The following is a 17298-nucleotide window of genomic DNA, read 5'->3' on the forward strand; positions in this document are numbered from 1 at the left end:
CATGCCTATCGCTCCACCAAAGAGATTCAGTACGTGCCCGCATTTCTGAAGCTGAAAAGCGAGGAGTTTCATGAGGCTGGTCCTGCCGCTCCATCGCTGACCCGGGACATTCTTTTCGAACACGTCAGTTTCACCTACCCAAGTATGGGGCACCCGGTGTTGCACGATCTCAACCTGCGTATCCAACCTGGCGAACACATTGCGCTGGTTGGAGAAAATGGCGCGGGCAAGAGCACACTCGCGAAACTGTTACTCGGTCTCTACCAACCCGATAGCGGGCGTATCCTGGTTGACGGTATCGATCTGCATGACATGCAGCTCAATTCCTGGCGTGCGAAGGTTGGCGCAGTCTTCCAAGACTTCATGCGCTACCCGCTCAGCGTTCAGGACAATATCGGATTGGGGTTGCTGGACAAAAAAGATGACCCTGCTGCGATCCAACAGGCAGATGAAATGAGTCGTGCATCCGAATTTATTGAGCATTTGCCTCAGAGCTATCAAACCCTCCTGGGGAAAGAATTCGAGGGTGGGCACGACCTCTCATATGGCCAGTGGCAAAAGCTCGCCATTGCGCGCGCCTATCTGCGAGAGGCGCACCTTTTACTGTTGGATGAACCAGCCTCCGCACTCGATGCCAGGACAGAATACGAGGTCTATCGCCAGTTCCGTGATGTCGCCCGGGGCAAGACGATTGTCCTCATCTCGCACCGCCTCGGTTCCGCCCGCCTGGCCGATCGTATTCTCTTCCTGCACCAGGGCTCCATTACGGAAGAGGGCACCCACGATGAGCTGCTAGCGTCCAACGGATCCTATGCCCAGCTCTACACGATGCAGGCAGAATGGTATCAGGAGAAAGCAGGGACAGCACATGAGTAGCCAGACATCATTCCCCAAACAGAGAACACCAGGGCAGATGCTGCGCGCACTACGAGGGAACTGGGGCGCTCTGCCCCGCCTGCTCCTCCTCTTCTGGCAGTCGGGACGCAAAGAAGTGATGTTCTTGCTTGTGGTATCGCTTGCGACCGGTGTGGCCCCTGTCGTGCAGCTCGTATTTTTACGCCATCTGATCGATAGTGCGCTCTCTTTCATCAATGGCCAGGAGCGCCTTTCGATGGTGCTCGTCTGGCTCGTGCTCTTACTGCTGGCCTATATTGCAGGGATTTTCCTGTTGCAGACTGAACACTGGATCGGCTTTGGTGTTCAGGAACTGCTGAAGGCGCGTATCCAGGAGCGTCTCTTGAAGAACGCCGGACAGCTCCCGCTGGGACAGTTTGAGTCTGCAGCCTACTATGACCAGCTGGAACGCGCCCAAAAAGGGGTAGATAATCAAATCTTTAGTACGCTGGCATTTATGGTACAGACACCAGCCACATTCTTTTCGATCGTGAGCCTGCTCTTCTATGTCGCCCTCGGTTCACCACTCTTTCCATGCTTACTCCTCATCGGCACGCTCCTTCCGCTCACCATGATCATCCGGCATCACAAGCAGCGCTACCTCGCTGAACGCAAGTTGACCAGCGACGAACGCAGGCTCAACTACTTCGAAGAGATGCTGCGCACTCGTCCAGCCGCCGCGGAACTGCGCCTGTTTCATATACAGGAGCATTTTCTGCAGCTGCGACGCCACATTTTTAACGGCTTACGCGATCACCGCTTACAACAAGAGCGCAAACTGGTCGTGACCAGCATCATCGGTGATGTTGGTCAAACACTCACCCTTGGCCTCACACTCTTCGGCGTTGTGGCGCTGATGGCAGCGGGCAGCTTCTCGTTAGGAGCATACGCGACCTACTTCAACGCGGTCATCCAATTCCAGCAGTTTCTCTTTACCTTTTTATTAGACATCGCAACCATTGACCGGGACATGCACTATATTCAAGATATCTTCGAGTACCTGGACCTGGTGCAATCATCACAACCACCAAACGGCAACAGGAAAGCGCAACAAACCCCGAACGTGCCGGCCATTCAGTTTGAGCAGGTGAGCTTCAGCTATCCCGGCACAGAACACCCTGTGTTGCGCAATCTCAACCTGCGCATCCAGGCCGGCGAACGGATCGCGCTCATCGGTGAGAATGGCGCCGGTAAGAGCACACTTGCGAAACTACTGCTCGGTCTCTACCAGCCAACCGAAGGACGTATTCTTGTGAACGGGAAAGACCTGCGAGAACTCGATTTCACTTCGTGGCGCACCCAATGCGCGATGGTCTTTCAGAGTTTTATGCGCTATCAAGTTACCACTCGCGAGAATATCGGTTTTGGTGATCTACGGCAGCTCACTCATGAGCCGGCTATCCGTAGTGCGGCGCTGAAAAGCGGGGCTGATGAGATGATTCAGCGCCTGCCCCAGCAGTATGAGACGCCGCTCGGCAAAGCCTACGACGAGAACGGGCAGGATCTCTCCGGTGGGCAATGGCAGAAGCTGGCCCTGGCTCGCGCTTATCTTCGGAATGCTGCGGTACTGGTCCTCGATGAACCGACAGCCGCGCTCGATGCTCGTGCGGAAGTGGAGGTCTACCGCCAGTTTCGTGACGTTTCGCACGGCAAGTCGGCCTTGCTCATCTCGCATCGCCTCGGTTCCGCCCGCCTGGCCGATCGCATCATCGTGCTGGAAAACGGGCACATCGTTGAAGAGGGAACCCACAGTGAACTGCTCACTCACGATGGCCTCTATGCAGCAATGTTCAAGATCCAGGCCCACTGGTATCAATAATCATCATCGAGGTCAACACGTCGACATCGGTGCAGTGTGGTCACCAAAGGGAAGTCTGATGCCTGCCATCAGGCTCCCCTGGCACAGCGCCTCTGGCACAGCACGCCTCCCACGTACCATCTCATCTGGGAGCACCTCGCGTGGGAACGCTGGGGCACACAGCACGACGTCACCGTGCTCATTCTCTCCATTCTCCACCCTCCTCCCACAAAAAAAGGAACCCTTGCTCCTCTTCTGGCTCTCTTTTCCTTATCACTCCTCCCCTTCCCCGTTCCTCTGGCTCCCTTTTCTGTAGCAAATGTGGCCAGTTGGCTCCCTTTTCTGGCTCATCCTCACATTAAGTGAGCCTGCTTGCTTGAACAAAGCTGCAGAGATTTGATAGACTGTCATCGATACGTGGTTGTGAGACACACGTGGCAAGGAGTGCAGTTCGATGAGTAATCCAGACACAATCTCTTCTCCATTTTTTCCTCTCCTCGACGGGATCAGCATTTTGGGCGTTGAAGCCTCAGACACTGGCCTGGTGGTGGGCATTACCTGCCATCTTCCTTTCGCCCTCTGCCCAGGATGCCAGCAGCGTTCAGAACGAATACATAGTTCATATCGAAGATTGGTCGCCGATGTTCCAAGCGGCGGCCGTCAGGTGACCCTGGCTCTCACTGTGCGGAAATTTATCTGCGGAGTCCCAGCGTGCTCTCACAAAATTTTTACTGAGCGCATGCCAAATTTCGTGCGCTCGTATGCCCGCCTGACCAACCGTTTGCGCCAAGCTCTCCAGGACTTGGGGTTTGCTACCTGTGCAGAGGCAGGAGTGCGTTTGGCTCCGAAGTTGGGAATGTCAGTCACCGCAACGACGCTGCTTCGTCGCATGCGCGAGCGGTCTGTCCCAACTCCCGATGCCGTTCGGATTCTTGGCGTGGACGATTGGGCCTGGCGAAAAGGTATGACATATGGAAGTATTCTCGTCGATCTTGAGCGGCGATGCCCCATCGAGATCCTCCCCGACCGCAAGGCCGAGACAGTGGAGGCCTGGTTACGGCTTCATCCAGAAATTGAGGTTGTCAGCCGAGATCGCGCAGGTGCCTACGCTGAGGCGGTACGAAAAGGAGCACCACAGGCACTCGAAGTTGCGGATCGATTTCACCTGTTAAAAAATCTCCGCGAACATCTCCGTGATTTTCTGCTTCGCAAACATACCTTGCTTCCAGAAGCCGAGGAAGTTGTTTCGGATGCCATTCCACAAAAAGCGCGAGGAAGACCAAAGAATGCCTCCTCTGTTTCTCCTCCTGCCGATCAAGAGAAGCCTCTTTTTCGCAAGATGTCAGCGAGGTTGCGAGAGTATGAAGATCGAACTACCTCTCAAACGCAGGTGACATTGGCGCAAGAACGCAAACAAGCGAGCCGAGCACGACGGTATGCGTGCTATGAAGCGGTTCGAGAGCTCCACCAGCAAGGCTTTTCTGGACGTGAAATTGCCCGTCGTTTGCAACTCTCTCGCCACAAGGTGATGCAATTCATTCAGGCTGAGGGCTTCCCTGAACGGGTCCCTTCTTTGCCCAAGCCGAGCATTCTTGATCCCTACAGACCCCTGATTTTGGAACGCTGGGCACAAGGATGCCATAACGGAACCCAGATCTACCACGAGATCACACTGGCCGGATATACTGGCTCGGAGCCTTTACTTCGGCTCTTCATCACGCAGCTTCGCAAACAACAGAGACAAGAACAGGTCTGCGTCCCCACATCTTCGGCTTTGGCTGCTTGTTCTCCTCCTGTCTCGTCGGTCCAATCCACCCCAAAACAGCGTCTCTCTCCAACACGAGCTTCCTGGATCTGTGTACGTCCGCCAGAAAAACTGCATGAACAAGATCAAAGGTATGTTTTACAGCTTCGAGAGGCTCACCCTGATCTGGATAACGTATATCACCTCGCTCAGCAATTTGTTTCGATGCTCTCTGAGCAGAGAGGCGCGGATTTGGACGAATGGCTTGCGACTGCTGGACAGAGTGATATTGCCGAGATCAAGCGTTTTGCTTCCGGGATTCGCCGCGATTATGCAGCAGTACATGCAGCCTTCTTTTCAAAGTGGAGTAATGGTCAGGTCGAAGGGCAAGTAGCCAGGCTTAAACTGCAAAAACGCATGGTCTATGGACGTGCAAATTTCGACTTATTGCGCCTACGCGTGCTTTCTCAAGCGTAGTTTCTGATAGCGCTCGTCCTCTCCTGAGAGCACGAGATAGCACCAACTCACGCTTCACCGAAGTCTTTTTCTCTCTTTCAGCAACCAAGCTCACTTTTTGTGGTGGAGAACCCCTTTTCTTTTATCAACAACAGCAGAGGAAGCGATTGCTTTGCTCCTACGAGAACAGCGTCCTATCAACTTCAAGACCGTAGCCGAAACTGCTGGCATATCGACCGCCTGGCTCTACGCACACCAGGATCTGAAAATGCGTATTATTCATTTGCGAAACCAGCAATTTCCCAAAACGTCTGTCCGTATCCCGCTCAAAGAGCAATCCTCGAACGCGTCAAAGGATGCCGTGATAGCCGCTCTGCAAAGGCGGATTCAAGAACTCACGAAAGAGAATCGCGAGTTGAGAGCACAGCTTGAAGCTGCGTACGTGCCATTGTACAAGCAGGAATGAAACACGCAAAAGCGATGTGAGCACAGGTCACCCGATTTTTCAAGGAAAAGGACTTGAATATGCAAGAACAGAGAGAGAACCTCTTGATTGAGCGCCTGAAAGCAATCATTCAGACCAGTCGTCATGCAACAGGAGAACCGACCTGGCGTCCCCAGAGGAATTGTTCACCAGTCACTGAAGAGGAACTCATTCAGGCAGAAACCCAACTGGGTTTTGCTTTGCCCTCCTTGTTGCGGAGAATCTATCTCGAAGTGGGGAATGGAGGCTTTGGTCCGGGATACGGTTTGCTGCCCTTGAATGAAATCCCACCCAATGCAGTTTACGGTATGGAATCGTTAGTAGCAGAGTATCAGGGGATGAAAGCATTTTCCCAAAAAGACATTGATGAATACTTTATCGAAGAAGAAGAGAAGCCAGCACTCTGGCCTGAGCGTGTGCTTATCCTGTGTGATTGGGGGTGCAATATCTATTCTTGCCTGGACTGTTTTTCGTTAGACCTTCCCATTTTCCGCATGGATAGCAATGAAAATTTTCTCGTCGAATGGGCTATCGAGGCGTTTTCTCTTCAACAATGGTTGGAAACGTGGGTAGATGGGATACAGGCTCATTTGGACTGGGAACACGCAACGAAAGTATATGTCTCTCTTTTGGGAAAACGTTCTCATTAGGGTTTTTACAAAAGGAAACAACGTATGCTACAATGGCCAGCGAAAAGAAACTACTACAGTGTTCTTTGTGAGCATATCTACAACGTGCAGTGCAAGGTATGAACAGGGGCGAGGGTTCGGCGGTACAGATTTCGGGATGTCCACTTCTTGCAAATACTGGAGCAGCGCTCGGTGATAATGCCCGGTCACTTCTAGGACTGCTTGGACCTGGGTCAAGGGAACGTAGGTTCTGATACGGTCGATAAGAGAGCGAAAGCCTTCTCGCGAGTTCTCAAAAGTGAGAGCAGGACAATGTTCAAAGCGCTGATGGCGAGTGAGCAACGTTACAGAAAGAAATCCCGCAACGTGTGTCTTCTTACCGATATCTATCCCCACATACAACGTTTCGTGGGCGAGCATAGGAAGAGAGACTAGTTGCGCCTGAAAGACTGCTTTTCGAGCCATGAGCCAACCTCCTTGTAGACTCGCCAGGTGATGAAGAAGCTGAAAAAATGCTCGTTAGGGTGGAGAAGCGAGACTTCGTGGGCGTGCCTCAACCAACTTCGGACGAGAAGTATGGCTTCAACCTCGTATCAGGTGTACGAGCACGGCCCCCCAGATTTTTTTCAAGAGTCAAGCTCCAAAACGGTGATAGGATTCTGCGAAGCCTTTTCCAACTGGGGGCGACCCAGTTGTGCTTCTCCATTCACAAGCGTACATACATTCCTTATTAAAATCAAGATATCTTAAGAGATTCTGTCCGAAACAGTGCATATCCTCGCGCAACACCCATGATGAAGTACCAATGCATGTTTGAACATCAACAGGACTTTTCGATCAAGCGAATGTGCGCAGCCTTTTCGGTCTCGGAAAGCGGATATTATGCCTGGCTCAAACGGGAAAAAAGTCAGCGAGCCAAGGACAATGAGCTGCTGCTGCAAAAGATTGAGCAGATTTTTCATGCGCATCGATCTGTCTATGGGAGTCCACGCATTCACGTTGCGTTACGAGACCAAGGCATACCGTGTGGAAGAAAGCGTGTGGCTCGCTTGATGCGTCTGCATGCAATCAGCGCCAAGCAACGGCGCTCCCGCGTGCAAACAACGAATAGCAAGCATTCATTTCCCCTTGCGCCCAATCTTGTCAAACGACCGTTTACCGCTGAGGCACCAGATCGCGTCTGGGTCAGTGATTTTACCTACATTGGCACACGCGAAGGCTGGTTGTATCTGGCCACAGTGCTTGATGTCTATTAGTGCCGCGTCGTGGGTTGGTCTATGGATCAGCAACGCGATGAGCAGTTGATACGCAAGGCATTGCTGATGGCTCTGGAGTGCCGATGCCCAAAAGCAGGCCTCTTGCACCATTCTGACCGAGGCAGCCAGTATACCCAGGCTATCAAGCGCTCTTGAAGCGGTATGGAATGCGCGTGAGCATGAGCCGGAAAAGCAATTGCTATGACAATGCCATGATGGAGTCGTTTTTCGGAACACTGAAGGCGGAGTGTGTCGAACGTCAGACGTACCAGACGCGACAAGATGCCAGGCAAGCCATCTTCAGCTACCCGGAAACATTTTACAATCGGAAACGGCGTCATTCTGCATTAGGCTACCTCAGTCCACTTATTTTTGAAGAAGGAGGGGAATGATAGAAAAGAGAGTAAATTGGCAAAGGGAGATATATATGCTATCATTCTCTTTAATGATGAAATATTGATGTTACGTATACGTAATGTATTTCTCTTCACCACTTATGTCTATGCGTTTTATTGGCGTTTTTACGTCGTTCCTCTTGTCCAACTCTCACCTTTGGGCACTCTACAAAAACGGGTCAAGTCCATGGTGTCTTTCTTTGCCTGGATGTTTGTTGCGGACATCTTTACGATTGGAGTCAAGATCAGGTTGAAGAGCAAGTCCATCGTCTCAAGCTACTCAAACGTCAATCTTATGGGCGTGCCGGATTTGATTTGTTACGACATCGGGTGCTTGCCGAAACGCATGAGCTTAGCACGGAAGATGACGGAGATCCTAATTTATGGGACCATTATAAAAAGACCCACCTTCCTCTTCTAGCCCCTTTTCTTGTATCGATCACACTTCTCGTAAAGATACCTTCGTTTTGCCCTCTTTTGTGCCTTGACGCTGGGGTCTATCATACCCATCATAGCGGAAACTCATCCTGCCACCCACTCATTTGGAAATCTGCAATCATTAGGAGTATACTATCAGTAAGAGGATAAATGTTCCTGTAAGGTGTTTACTTTTACTCCAGATCGTACGTAATGACCTCTTCAATTACAGGTAAAGGCACAGCTTATGAAGTTTCATTCTATTCCTCTACACTTCATAGTACTAAGTACAATAATTGTAATTATTGTGCTCTTTTTTACAGGTAGCCGCACTGAGGTATCTGCAATTAATCCTAGCATAACCCCTCACACAACACGGATAACTTCAAGCCCTAATACTAAACTCCAAGATTTCGCTGGCACATGGTATAGTCATGGGGCAGCTTTAATTATCCAGACGAATGGAGACGCTATCTATACAGCTCGAACCTATAGCTGGTGTAATACAGATACCCCTCAACCCTGTGACACCATACAAAATAATACCATTATCTCTGGTATCAGGATGGAACTTCAATTCACACAGGTGCGAGGGGATGTCGCCTATGGAACTGTCTTAAAAAGTACAGTTGGTCATATTGGCTCTCCTGTCAGTTTGACCCGGGCTCATGACCATACCGCACGCTTTACAGACGTAACCTCAACTTCCCCTCGTGTACTGTGTGATCTCTATGCTCCCGCTGGACATTGTGGAGCATAAAGTATGCCGATCCTGGATCAGCACTCAGAAGTCTTCCAATTGCAAGTTTGTAAAGGGTATATATTGATGCACAAATTTACATCAATATATACCCTTTACAAAGATCTCCTATTTGCCGCTGCGACTACGTGTCTGCGCACGACGAATTAAAGCATCAGAAGTAACAGCTAGAATCAGCACCAATCCTTCAATCATCTGCTGTACATCCGTCGTCTGATTTAGCAGTGACAGACCGTTATCCAGACACTGCACAATGAACATACCCAATACTACAGCCCAGATTGAACCACGACCACCAAACAAGCTAACACCACCAATAACAGCTGCAGCGATGATGTCCAACTGCAACATGGAGGGAATAGCACTGGCTACCGCATTTTGCCTCGATGTATCGACAATAGCAGCAACTGCAGCAATCGCTGAGCATAGCACAAAAACAGCAATCCGAATACCTACTACGTTGATACCTGCACGACGCGAGGCTTCCGCATTACCTCCAACAGCATAGACATGACGCCCAAATGATGTTTTCGTGAGAACCAACCATAGCAGTAAGATGAGCCCAAAGAGAATACCCATAGAGTAAGGTACGCCCTGATAATTCTCAAGCAGAGCAACTACAACTTCTACAATAGCTATAGCTATCACTGATTGAATAATTAGCCGCGTCATTGACATTGTGCGTAAGCCAGCTTTTTTACGAGTAAAATAGTCATAAATAAGACTGGCAACGTATGCCAATACTGCCAGTGTGGGTAAACCCACACCCAGAACATCCGTAAAGTAGCTGACTGGTGTACCCGCCAGTGAAAGAACAAAGGGATCTCCTACACTCTGCGTTGTCTGGGAACCGAGAAGGAAAAGAAGCAGACCTGAGTATATGATAAAGAAAGCCAACGTAACAATAAATGAAGGAATACGAAGTATTGCTACGAAGATACCATTAAGCAGGCCAGCAGCAGCCCCTATCAATAACGCAATAATGATCGCAGGACCAGCTGACCAACCATGACGCTCGGTAAGGATGGCCATAACTACAGCACATAACGTTCCTACAGCAGCTACCGATAGATCTATTTCTCCCAACAAAAGAACCAGTACGGTACCTGAACTATAAATACCTAGCGAGGCGCTTTGCAAGAGGATATTCGTAAAGTTTTCACCTTGCAAAAAGATCGGGTTCAAAATTTGAAAGAAGGCAACGATCAAAATCAAGGTGAACAGAACTGGCAAAAAACCCAGGTCGTTCCTCAGCATTTGGCCAAATGTCTGGCGAGGCTGATAGCTGGGAACTTCTACTGTGCTCGCGGCTACCTGAGTTTGTTCAGTACTGGCGTCTGCCCCATGTTTTTCTACAATATCACTCATTACTCATTACCTCCGATAGCACTGGCCTTTTCTCCACCTATAGTGCTATAATCCGCGCCTGTCATAGCAGCTACAACCTGGCCACTTGTGGCATTCTTGGCATCAAACGTTGCTACACGCTTCCCTAAGCGCATGACAACTACACGATCTGCAACCTCGAAGACATCGACCATGTTGTGCGAGATAACTACTACCGCTAAGCCTTGATCCTTCAAACGTTTGATAAGGTTCAGCACCTGACGAGTTTGGGCAACACCCAGAGCTGCTGTTGGTTCATCCAACATGACAAGTTTTGCCTGGCGCAATATAGTTTTGGCTACGGCTATAGATTGGCGCTGCCCACCTGATAGTGCTGCAACCAGGGCTCGGGCAGAAGGAATCTTTACATCCAGCGTCTTCAATACTGCTAGCGCACGCTTTTCCATTTCAGTGGAGTTAAGCGTTCTGTATGGCGTACGGATCTCATGTCCTAGAAAAAGATTTGAGGTGACATCTAAATTGTCACATAAGGCCAGGTCCTGATAGACGGTCTCGATACCAAGCCGCGTCGCTGCCTGAGGACTATTGATGACGACAGGGTGCCCATCAAAGAAACATTCACCTTCATCCGCTGGCCCCACTCCTGAGATTGTTTTGACGAGCGTCGATTTACCAGCTCCATTGTCACCCACGAGGGCCACTACTTCGCCTGAGTATACTTCAAAATCTACACCAGATAAAGCTCTAACAGCTCCAAAAGTCTTTCCAATGCCAACCATACGCAGTAAAGGCTCTGCTCCTCTGGCTGCTATTTTTTCCTTCTGGCTCTCTGGCAATTGTTTGTTCTCAGCCATATAAACCTCTCTGTTAAGTAAAAAGAAAAGAGGACAGCTACGTTAACAAGAACTCTATTGTTGTTACTTTTTTACACCTCCACGAGGCGCATTTCTTCTGCTTCTTGTTCTTGCTACTGACAATATGGAAGCCCTGATACACGTCATTGAACACGGTACCAGGGCTTCTATAGGTCCAAGAGCTGTGTTCTGCAGTGTAAGGTGGAACGGACCATATTTTCGCTAGCCTCGTTTATGTATACGCTTCTGCGCTAAATATAACCTGTCGTGCCACCTCAATCAAACTACAGTACTATTTAGCAGACACCACCAGCACCAGCTGGGACACCTTTACACACCTGATCTTTGGTGTAGAAGTTGTCTTTAATAATGGTATCTTTTACGTTGGTGATGTCAACTGCAATAGGAGCTTCCAGAATCGAAGGAATTGATGCGCCAGAAGTTGGCTCTGTAGATGTGTCCGTAGCAATGGTTTTGATATCATCGCCTTTGCTAATGGCTGCTACAACCTTGGCTGTGTCCTCAGCCTCTTTGCTGTACGGTTTGTAGACAGTCATTGCCTGCTCACCGTTCAAAATGTTGGTGATAGCAACCTGGGCAGCATCCTGACCAGTTACCAGCACTTTTTTATCCAGGTGAACAGTTTTGAGTGCGGCAATAACCGAGTCAGCCATGTTGTCGTTAGCGACATAAGCAATAGCAACTTTATTTCCAGTGCGGGAAAGGGCAGCCTGCATGTCTTTCTGGGCTACAGGGCCGGTCCAGTCGGTGAACTGTTCGTAAACGTTTTTCAGGGTTCCGTTATTGAACAGGGGATCTAGAGAAGTATGCATACCCTGTTTAAAAAGAATTGCGTTGTTGTCAGTCTGCGCACCGTTGATAAGAACAGTGTTATTGGTGCCGTTCTCTTTAACGTACTGCTGGTAGTGCTTGGCAATGTAATCGCCCTGCAGTTTACCAACATCCTGACCCTGGAAGGAGACATATGCAGTAACTTTCTGGTTGGCGATCAGGCGATCATAAGAAACTACCGGCACGCCTTTCGCTGCAGCTTTATCGACAATGGCTGATGCCACTTTACTGTCAGCAGGAGCTACCACCAGGATACATGCGCCCTGCGTCAGCATCGATTCTGCCTGCGTCTGCTGAGTTGCTGCACTACCATTAGCGTTGTTGTACAGAATGTCGCTGTCGGTAATGGACAAGGCGCTCTTCAAAGCATTGATGAGCAGTGGCTTGTCTTGGTTGTCCCAACGATATGAGGTATTGGTCTCTGGAAAGGAGACGCCAATCTTTTTACAGCCTTTGCCGTTAGTTCCACTGCTCGCTGTGGGAGTCGAAGAACCTGTGTTACCACCGTTATTGGCGCTACTGCCGCTATTAGCGCTGCCACAAGCTGATAAAAGGAGAGTAAATAAGAGGATGCCTGCCATGAGGCTCCATTTGCCGCGTTGACCCTTTGAGAGTTTCATCTTGAAACCTTTCTCCATAAAAATCACCCGTGTCTTTTTCTACCGGGAAAGACACACTAATGGCGAATTTCTAATGAACGCTTTCACAACTCCCTGTAGGTCATATTTCTACCTGTACAAGTATTAAGGAGCACAGCTAGCCGTTATAAAGCTATAATTTCGTATTAAAATATGGAATTCTTCGGTACTCTCTACGGAAATGAGATACAACCCACTCTTCTGCTCTATATCTTGCTAGCAAGCACGCCAGAATAGTGAAGTCCTATACATCAATTCCTCTTGGGTGTATCGAACGTTGCCATCGGACAACAATGTCTTAGGATCCATTATGCCGCACTAGATAATGCTTCTATACGCGTATTGCATTTTACTACATCCACAAGTTACAAATACGCACTCCACAAAAGCTTTTGTAACCCAATGGCAGGCAGTGCCTTCTTCGTATAACTAACATTACACATGTACAGCTATTTTGCGAAACTGGTCCTTTAATATGTGTCAGGTTTAAATACGAACCAATTGAAGAAGTTACGAAAACACTACCATAGAGCTACACTGCTCCAGGTAATCTGGACACCATATCCAACAGTGGAAATGTATCACAGCCATAATAGTTTGTCAATAAACTGATCTTACGAATTATGATCATTTGCTAAAAATGAAACCCATCGGGACAAACATATAATGCATTACTACTGTTTGCTTATTATTAATGCAATTATTTATCATTGCAACGGTCATTGCCCTATTTCATAACAAGCGTTCTGCAATCATTTGGACCAGGAGACCTTCATATATTTATTACACTTACAATATATTTTTACGCATAACATTAAATATTCGTTTCTTTCACCGTTATAATGCTTGCTCTGTGCTCCTGCAATCGCAGCTTTTAAAAGACGATTGGCTACTTCTGGATATTCAAGAAAGATTATTAGCAATGTCGTATAAAAGCGGCGCTCGTAAACCTGTGAAGGTTTTCTAGCTGATAGCGTTCATTATCTCCTATAGTTAACCTCTGCTAAGAATGGGTAAAAAGTTCCGATTTTTTCATATGTCTTCCATTTTTCCCTCCGTTGTGCTCTTATACACATTAATAGTATCTACAGATACGGAAAAAGAGTATTGACAAACCTGGAAGAATATGTTACAAGTAAATGAAACCCATCGAAACTAACTGAAAGCAGAGAGAAAAGTAGTACATGGATCTAGAAAAGGAAAAGGCATATGCTCCTGCAGCGTTAACAGCTGGTTCATCCCTCTTTACAAATGAGAGAAGACAGCAGATCGCCCATATTTTAGGAGAACAACAGCGTGTAACTGTTCCTGCGTTAAGTCAGTTGTTCTCTGTTTCAGAAGTGACCATTCGCAAAGACCTGGCCTGGCTTGAAGCCCATCATTTTGCAGTACGCACCCATGGAGGTGCTGTTCTCGCGACAAGCCACTCGTTGGAAATGGGCTTCGATACCCGCGAGAAACTTCAGCATAACGAAAAGGAACGCATAGGTGCAGCCGCAGCCAGTTATGTGCTCGATGGTGAAACCATTGCACTGGATGCCAGCACTACCGCCCTTGCTATGACCCAGTATTTGAAGGCGAAGCGCGAACTAACGGTCGTTACCAACGGCTTGCGCATCGGTATGGAACTTATCAATACTCCAGGCATTTCCGTTCTCATCCCCGGCGGCATGCTCCGCCATGAGTCGTTCTCTCTCATCGGAACGTGGGGAAAATCTGTTTTGCAGCAGGTTCATATCAGTAAGGCGTTCGTAGGCGCCCGCGGTTTTTCCCCTATAGAGGGTCTTACTGATGTGAATGGGGAAGAAGTCGAATTGAAGCGCGCTATTGTCGAGGCTGCAAAAGAAGTTATTGCTATTGTTGACCATAGCAAATGGGGCCATCTCGCCTTTGCCACGTTTTGCCCTCTTGAACGGTTGAAGCTGATTATCACTGATGCAAAAGCTCCCGCCGATATGGTTGAGCAAGTACGCAGCCAGGGCATTGAGGTCTGGATTGCTTAGGATCTGTTATCACTAATACCAGGTGTCTGTTATCGCTAGTACAAGGAAGGAGTAGCGGTCAATGGGGATTTCAGCATACACATTTTTTGAGCAGCAGCAGGCCGAGCGTGGCATCGATCTTGAACAGGTGAAACAGCAGATTAAAGCTCTGAAGGTTGAAACCCCTTCCTGGGGCTACGGCGACTCAGGTACGCGATTTAAGGTTTTTCAACAAAATGGCGTTCCTCGCAATCCGTTCGAAAAACTTGAAGATGCTGCTCAGGTTCATAGGGTGACGGGCGCGTGCCCCTCAGTGGCTTTGCATATTCCATGGGATAAGGTTGAAGACTATGGTCAGCTGCGCCGTCATGCAGAGTCACTAGGACTTACCCTCGGCGCAATTAATCCTAACCTTTTTCAAGAAGATGCATATATTTTTGGTAGTCTCTGCAATTCTAATGAAAACATTCGCCGGCAGGCGGTCAATCATGTACTCGAGTGTGTCGATATCGCTCGCGCAACTGGATCTTCTTTAATTAGTCTCTGGCTCGCTGATGGCACAAATTATCCAGGCCAGGATAATATCCGCGAGCGTAAACATCGGTTGCTGAGTTCTTTGCAAGAGATCTATCAGGCGATGGACTCTCATATGCGTTTGCTCATTGAATATAAATTCTTTGAGCCAGCTTTCTATCATACTGACCTGGGTGATTGGGGTATGGCCTATAATATGGCATTAAAATTGGGTGAGCAGGCTCAGGTGCTGGTTGATACTGGTCACCATGCTCAGGGAACTAATGTCGAGCAGATTGTGGCCTACCTTCTCGATGAGCAAAAGTTAGGCGGCTTCCATTTCAATAGCCGCAAATATGCTGATGATGACCTGATTGTCGGTTCAACTAACCCTTATGAGCTCTTCTTGATTTTTTACCAGATTCTAGATGCCTCTCGAGCTGGTGATACGGGAGTCCGCCAGACAGCAGCGAACATTGCGTACATGATTGATCAGAGCCATTGTATAGAACCTAAGATCCCGGCTATGATCCGCTCAATCCTGAATGTTCAAACACAATTCGCAAAAGCACTCTTGATTGACTTCTCTGCCGTGAAGCGAGCCCAGGAACAGCAAGATGTTCTGGCTGCCGAGAATGCTGTTCGCGAAGCATTTGAATTTGATGTTACTCCTCTTCTACATGCCGTTCGCGAGGAAATGGGAGTACCAGTAGATCCAATGCGCGCTTATCTACAGAGCGATTATGGTCAGCGCATTCTTGCTCGTGGTAAAGGTGGTGCAAGTTGGTAAAAGCTCTCGCTTTCGATTTAGGAGCGAGCAGCGGACGAGCAGTTGTTGGTCAGTTTGATGCAGGTAAACTTACTATCATTGATACTCATCGCTTTCCCAACGAGCCAGTGCATGTGTTGCAGCATATGCACTGGGACATTCTACGCTTGCTCCACGAAATCAAACAGGGATTAATTCAGACACGCTTGCAAGGTCATGCCGATATTGAAAGTATGGGCATCGATACCTGGGGGGTTGACTTCGGTCTATTAAATGCTCAAGGAGAACTTCTTGGCAATCCTTATCATTATCGTGATGGTCATACCAGTAACATTATGGAACAGGTCTTTCAACAGATTCCTCAAGCTGAGGTCTTTCAGCGTACAGGCATTCAATTCATTTCCTTCAATACTATTTATCAATTGGCGGCTTTGCAAAGTTCCGCTTCGCTTTTGCTTGGTCAAGCCGAGACGCTACTTCTGATACCAGAACTGCTACGTTACTTTCTGACCGGAAAACGCTTGAGCGAATGGACTATTGCCTCAACCACCCAGCTGTGCAATCCAATTACCCGCAATTGGGATATGGACCTCTTGCAAAAGTTGGATATCCCAACCCGGCTGTTTCAATCTCCCGTCAGTCCTGGTACGCTCGCAGGAACATTGCTCCCAGCTATCGGCTCTGAGGTTGGTCTACCATCGCTACAAGTCGTTGCTGTAGCAGAACACGATACAGCTTCCGCCGTCGTAGCTGTTCCTGCCACTAGTTCTGATTTTGCGTATCTTAGTAGCGGTACGTGGTCCTTGCTGGGGACAGAAATCACTTCACCCATCCTTAGTGAACAGGCACTGCAGGCAAATGTTACCAATGAGGGGGGTATTAATCAAACGATCCGCCTGCTCAAGAATGTGACGGGCCTCTGGCTTTTGCAGGAATGTCGCCGTATCTGGAAAAATGAAGGATTGCGATTTACCTTTGCAGATGAGGAAAAACTGACTGTTGATGCCCCAGCCTTTCGTTCCTTTATTAATCCAGATCATTCTATGTTTATGAGCCCTGCCCATATGCCTCATCAGATACAGATGTATTGTCAGCAAACAGGACAACCAGTGCCGCAAACAGAAGGAGAGATCATTCGCTGCATCCTCGGAAGCCTTGCCTTGCGTTACCGTTATGTACTGGAACTAATCGAGAATCTGGTGCAAAAACGCTTTTCAGGATTACATGTCGTTGGAGGTGGCTCTCAGAATACCCTTCTGTGCCAATACACTGCAAATGCGCTGGGCCGCACAGTATGGGCGGGTCCGGTAGAAGCAACTGCTATCGGTAATTTACTTGTTCAATATATCGCTCTTGGACATCTAGTAAATCTTCAGCAGGCTCGCTCCCTTGTTCAACAATCGTTTCCTATTCACTCGTATAAACCACTTGAGGTGGCACAATGGGAGTCTGCATATACGCGTTTTTGCCAGGTCATGTGATCGGTGTCTCGATTACAACATTAAACAGG

The 17298-nt window shown here is 48.6% G+C and carries 14 protein-coding genes; 10 read left to right on the forward strand and 4 right to left on the reverse strand.

What is annotated here, in order from left to right:
• The first annotated feature begins 33 nt into the window (after positions 1–33).
• From KTT_RS00125 to KTT_RS00145, 5 genes are all read left to right on the forward strand, one after another.
• The gene (locus tag KTT_RS00125) at positions 34–876 is read left to right on the forward strand and encodes an ABC transporter ATP-binding protein (protein WP_126594051.1); all 843 of its coding nucleotides are present in this window, start codon (positions 34–36) and stop codon (positions 874–876) included.
• A complete protein-coding gene (locus KTT_RS00130; RefSeq protein WP_160145543.1) occupies positions 869–2713 on the forward strand; it encodes an ABC transporter ATP-binding protein in 1845 nt (614 codons plus the stop codon). The genes KTT_RS00125 and KTT_RS00130 overlap by 8 nt, the downstream gene beginning before the upstream one ends.
• 433 nt (positions 2714–3146) lie before the next feature.
• Positions 3147–4913 (forward strand): ISL3 family transposase, encoded by a 1767-nt coding sequence (locus tag KTT_RS00135; RefSeq protein ID WP_126594053.1) that lies wholly within the window; start codon positions 3147–3149, stop codon positions 4911–4913.
• Between the two features lie 97 nt (positions 4914–5010).
• Entirely contained in the window at positions 5011–5358 is a 348-nt protein-coding gene (locus KTT_RS00140; RefSeq protein ID WP_268904487.1) for a DUF6262 family protein, read from the forward strand.
• 59 nt (positions 5359–5417) lie between these two features.
• A complete protein-coding gene (locus KTT_RS00145; protein WP_126594055.1) occupies positions 5418–6026 on the forward strand; it encodes an SMI1/KNR4 family protein in 609 nt (202 codons plus the stop codon).
• 27 nt (positions 6027–6053) lie between these two features.
• On the opposite strand, the gene KTT_RS00150 is transcribed toward KTT_RS00145, so the two are convergent.
• Positions 6054–6470, reverse strand: coding sequence for an IS110 family transposase (locus tag KTT_RS00150; protein ID WP_126594056.1), 417 nt, complete (start codon positions 6468–6470; stop codon positions 6054–6056).
• Positions 6471–6748: 278 nt separating this feature from the next.
• On the opposite strand from KTT_RS00150, the gene KTT_RS00155 reads away from it, so the two are divergent.
• Positions 6749–7261, forward strand: coding sequence for an IS3 family transposase (locus tag KTT_RS00155; protein ID WP_126594057.1), 513 nt, complete (start codon positions 6749–6751; stop codon positions 7259–7261).
• 167 nt (positions 7262–7428) lie between these two features.
• Positions 7429–7653, forward strand: a complete 225-nt coding sequence (locus tag KTT_RS00160; protein ID WP_126594058.1) for an integrase core domain-containing protein — start codon at positions 7429–7431, stop codon at positions 7651–7653.
• 1288 nt (positions 7654–8941) lie between these two features.
• Here KTT_RS00160 and KTT_RS00170 read toward each other — a convergent pair.
• The 3 genes from KTT_RS00170 to KTT_RS00180 all read right to left on the reverse strand — a co-directional run bounded on the left by KTT_RS00170 (position 8942) and on the right by KTT_RS00180 (position 12506).
• Positions 8942–10201 (reverse strand): sugar ABC transporter permease, encoded by a 1260-nt coding sequence (locus KTT_RS00170; RefSeq protein ID WP_126594060.1) that lies wholly within the window; start codon positions 10199–10201, stop codon positions 8942–8944.
• Positions 10201–11034, reverse strand: a complete 834-nt coding sequence (locus KTT_RS00175; RefSeq protein ID WP_126594061.1) for an ATP-binding cassette domain-containing protein — start codon at positions 11032–11034, stop codon at positions 10201–10203. Before KTT_RS00175 ends, KTT_RS00170 begins: the two co-directional genes overlap by 1 nt.
• A gap of 296 nt (positions 11035–11330) precedes the next feature.
• The gene (locus tag KTT_RS00180; RefSeq protein WP_218030796.1) at positions 11331–12506 is read right to left on the reverse strand and encodes a sugar ABC transporter substrate-binding protein; all 1176 of its coding nucleotides are present in this window, start codon (positions 12504–12506) and stop codon (positions 11331–11333) included.
• Positions 12507–13708: 1202 nt separating this feature from the next.
• Here KTT_RS00180 and KTT_RS00185 point away from each other — a divergent pair.
• From KTT_RS00185 to KTT_RS00195, 3 genes are all read left to right on the forward strand, one after another.
• Positions 13709–14527 (forward strand): DeoR/GlpR family DNA-binding transcription regulator, encoded by an 819-nt coding sequence (locus KTT_RS00185; protein ID WP_126594062.1) that lies wholly within the window; start codon positions 13709–13711, stop codon positions 14525–14527.
• A 61-nt stretch (positions 14528–14588) separates the two neighbouring features.
• Positions 14589–15809 carry an L-rhamnose isomerase gene (gene rhaI / locus KTT_RS00190; protein ID WP_126594063.1) on the forward strand — a complete coding sequence of 407 codons (1221 nt, stop codon included), beginning with the start codon at positions 14589–14591 and terminating at the stop codon, positions 15807–15809.
• Complete coding sequence (locus KTT_RS00195; RefSeq protein WP_126594064.1) at positions 15803–17269, forward strand: rhamnulokinase; 1467 nt, start codon at positions 15803–15805, stop codon at positions 17267–17269. Before rhaI ends, KTT_RS00195 begins: the two co-directional genes overlap by 7 nt.
• Positions 17270–17298: the final 29 nt, after the last annotated feature.

The organism is Dictyobacter aurantiacus (assembly GCF_003967515.1).
In the GTDB taxonomy this organism is placed as follows: Bacteria; Chloroflexota; Ktedonobacteria; order Ktedonobacterales; family Ktedonobacteraceae; genus Dictyobacter; species Dictyobacter aurantiacus.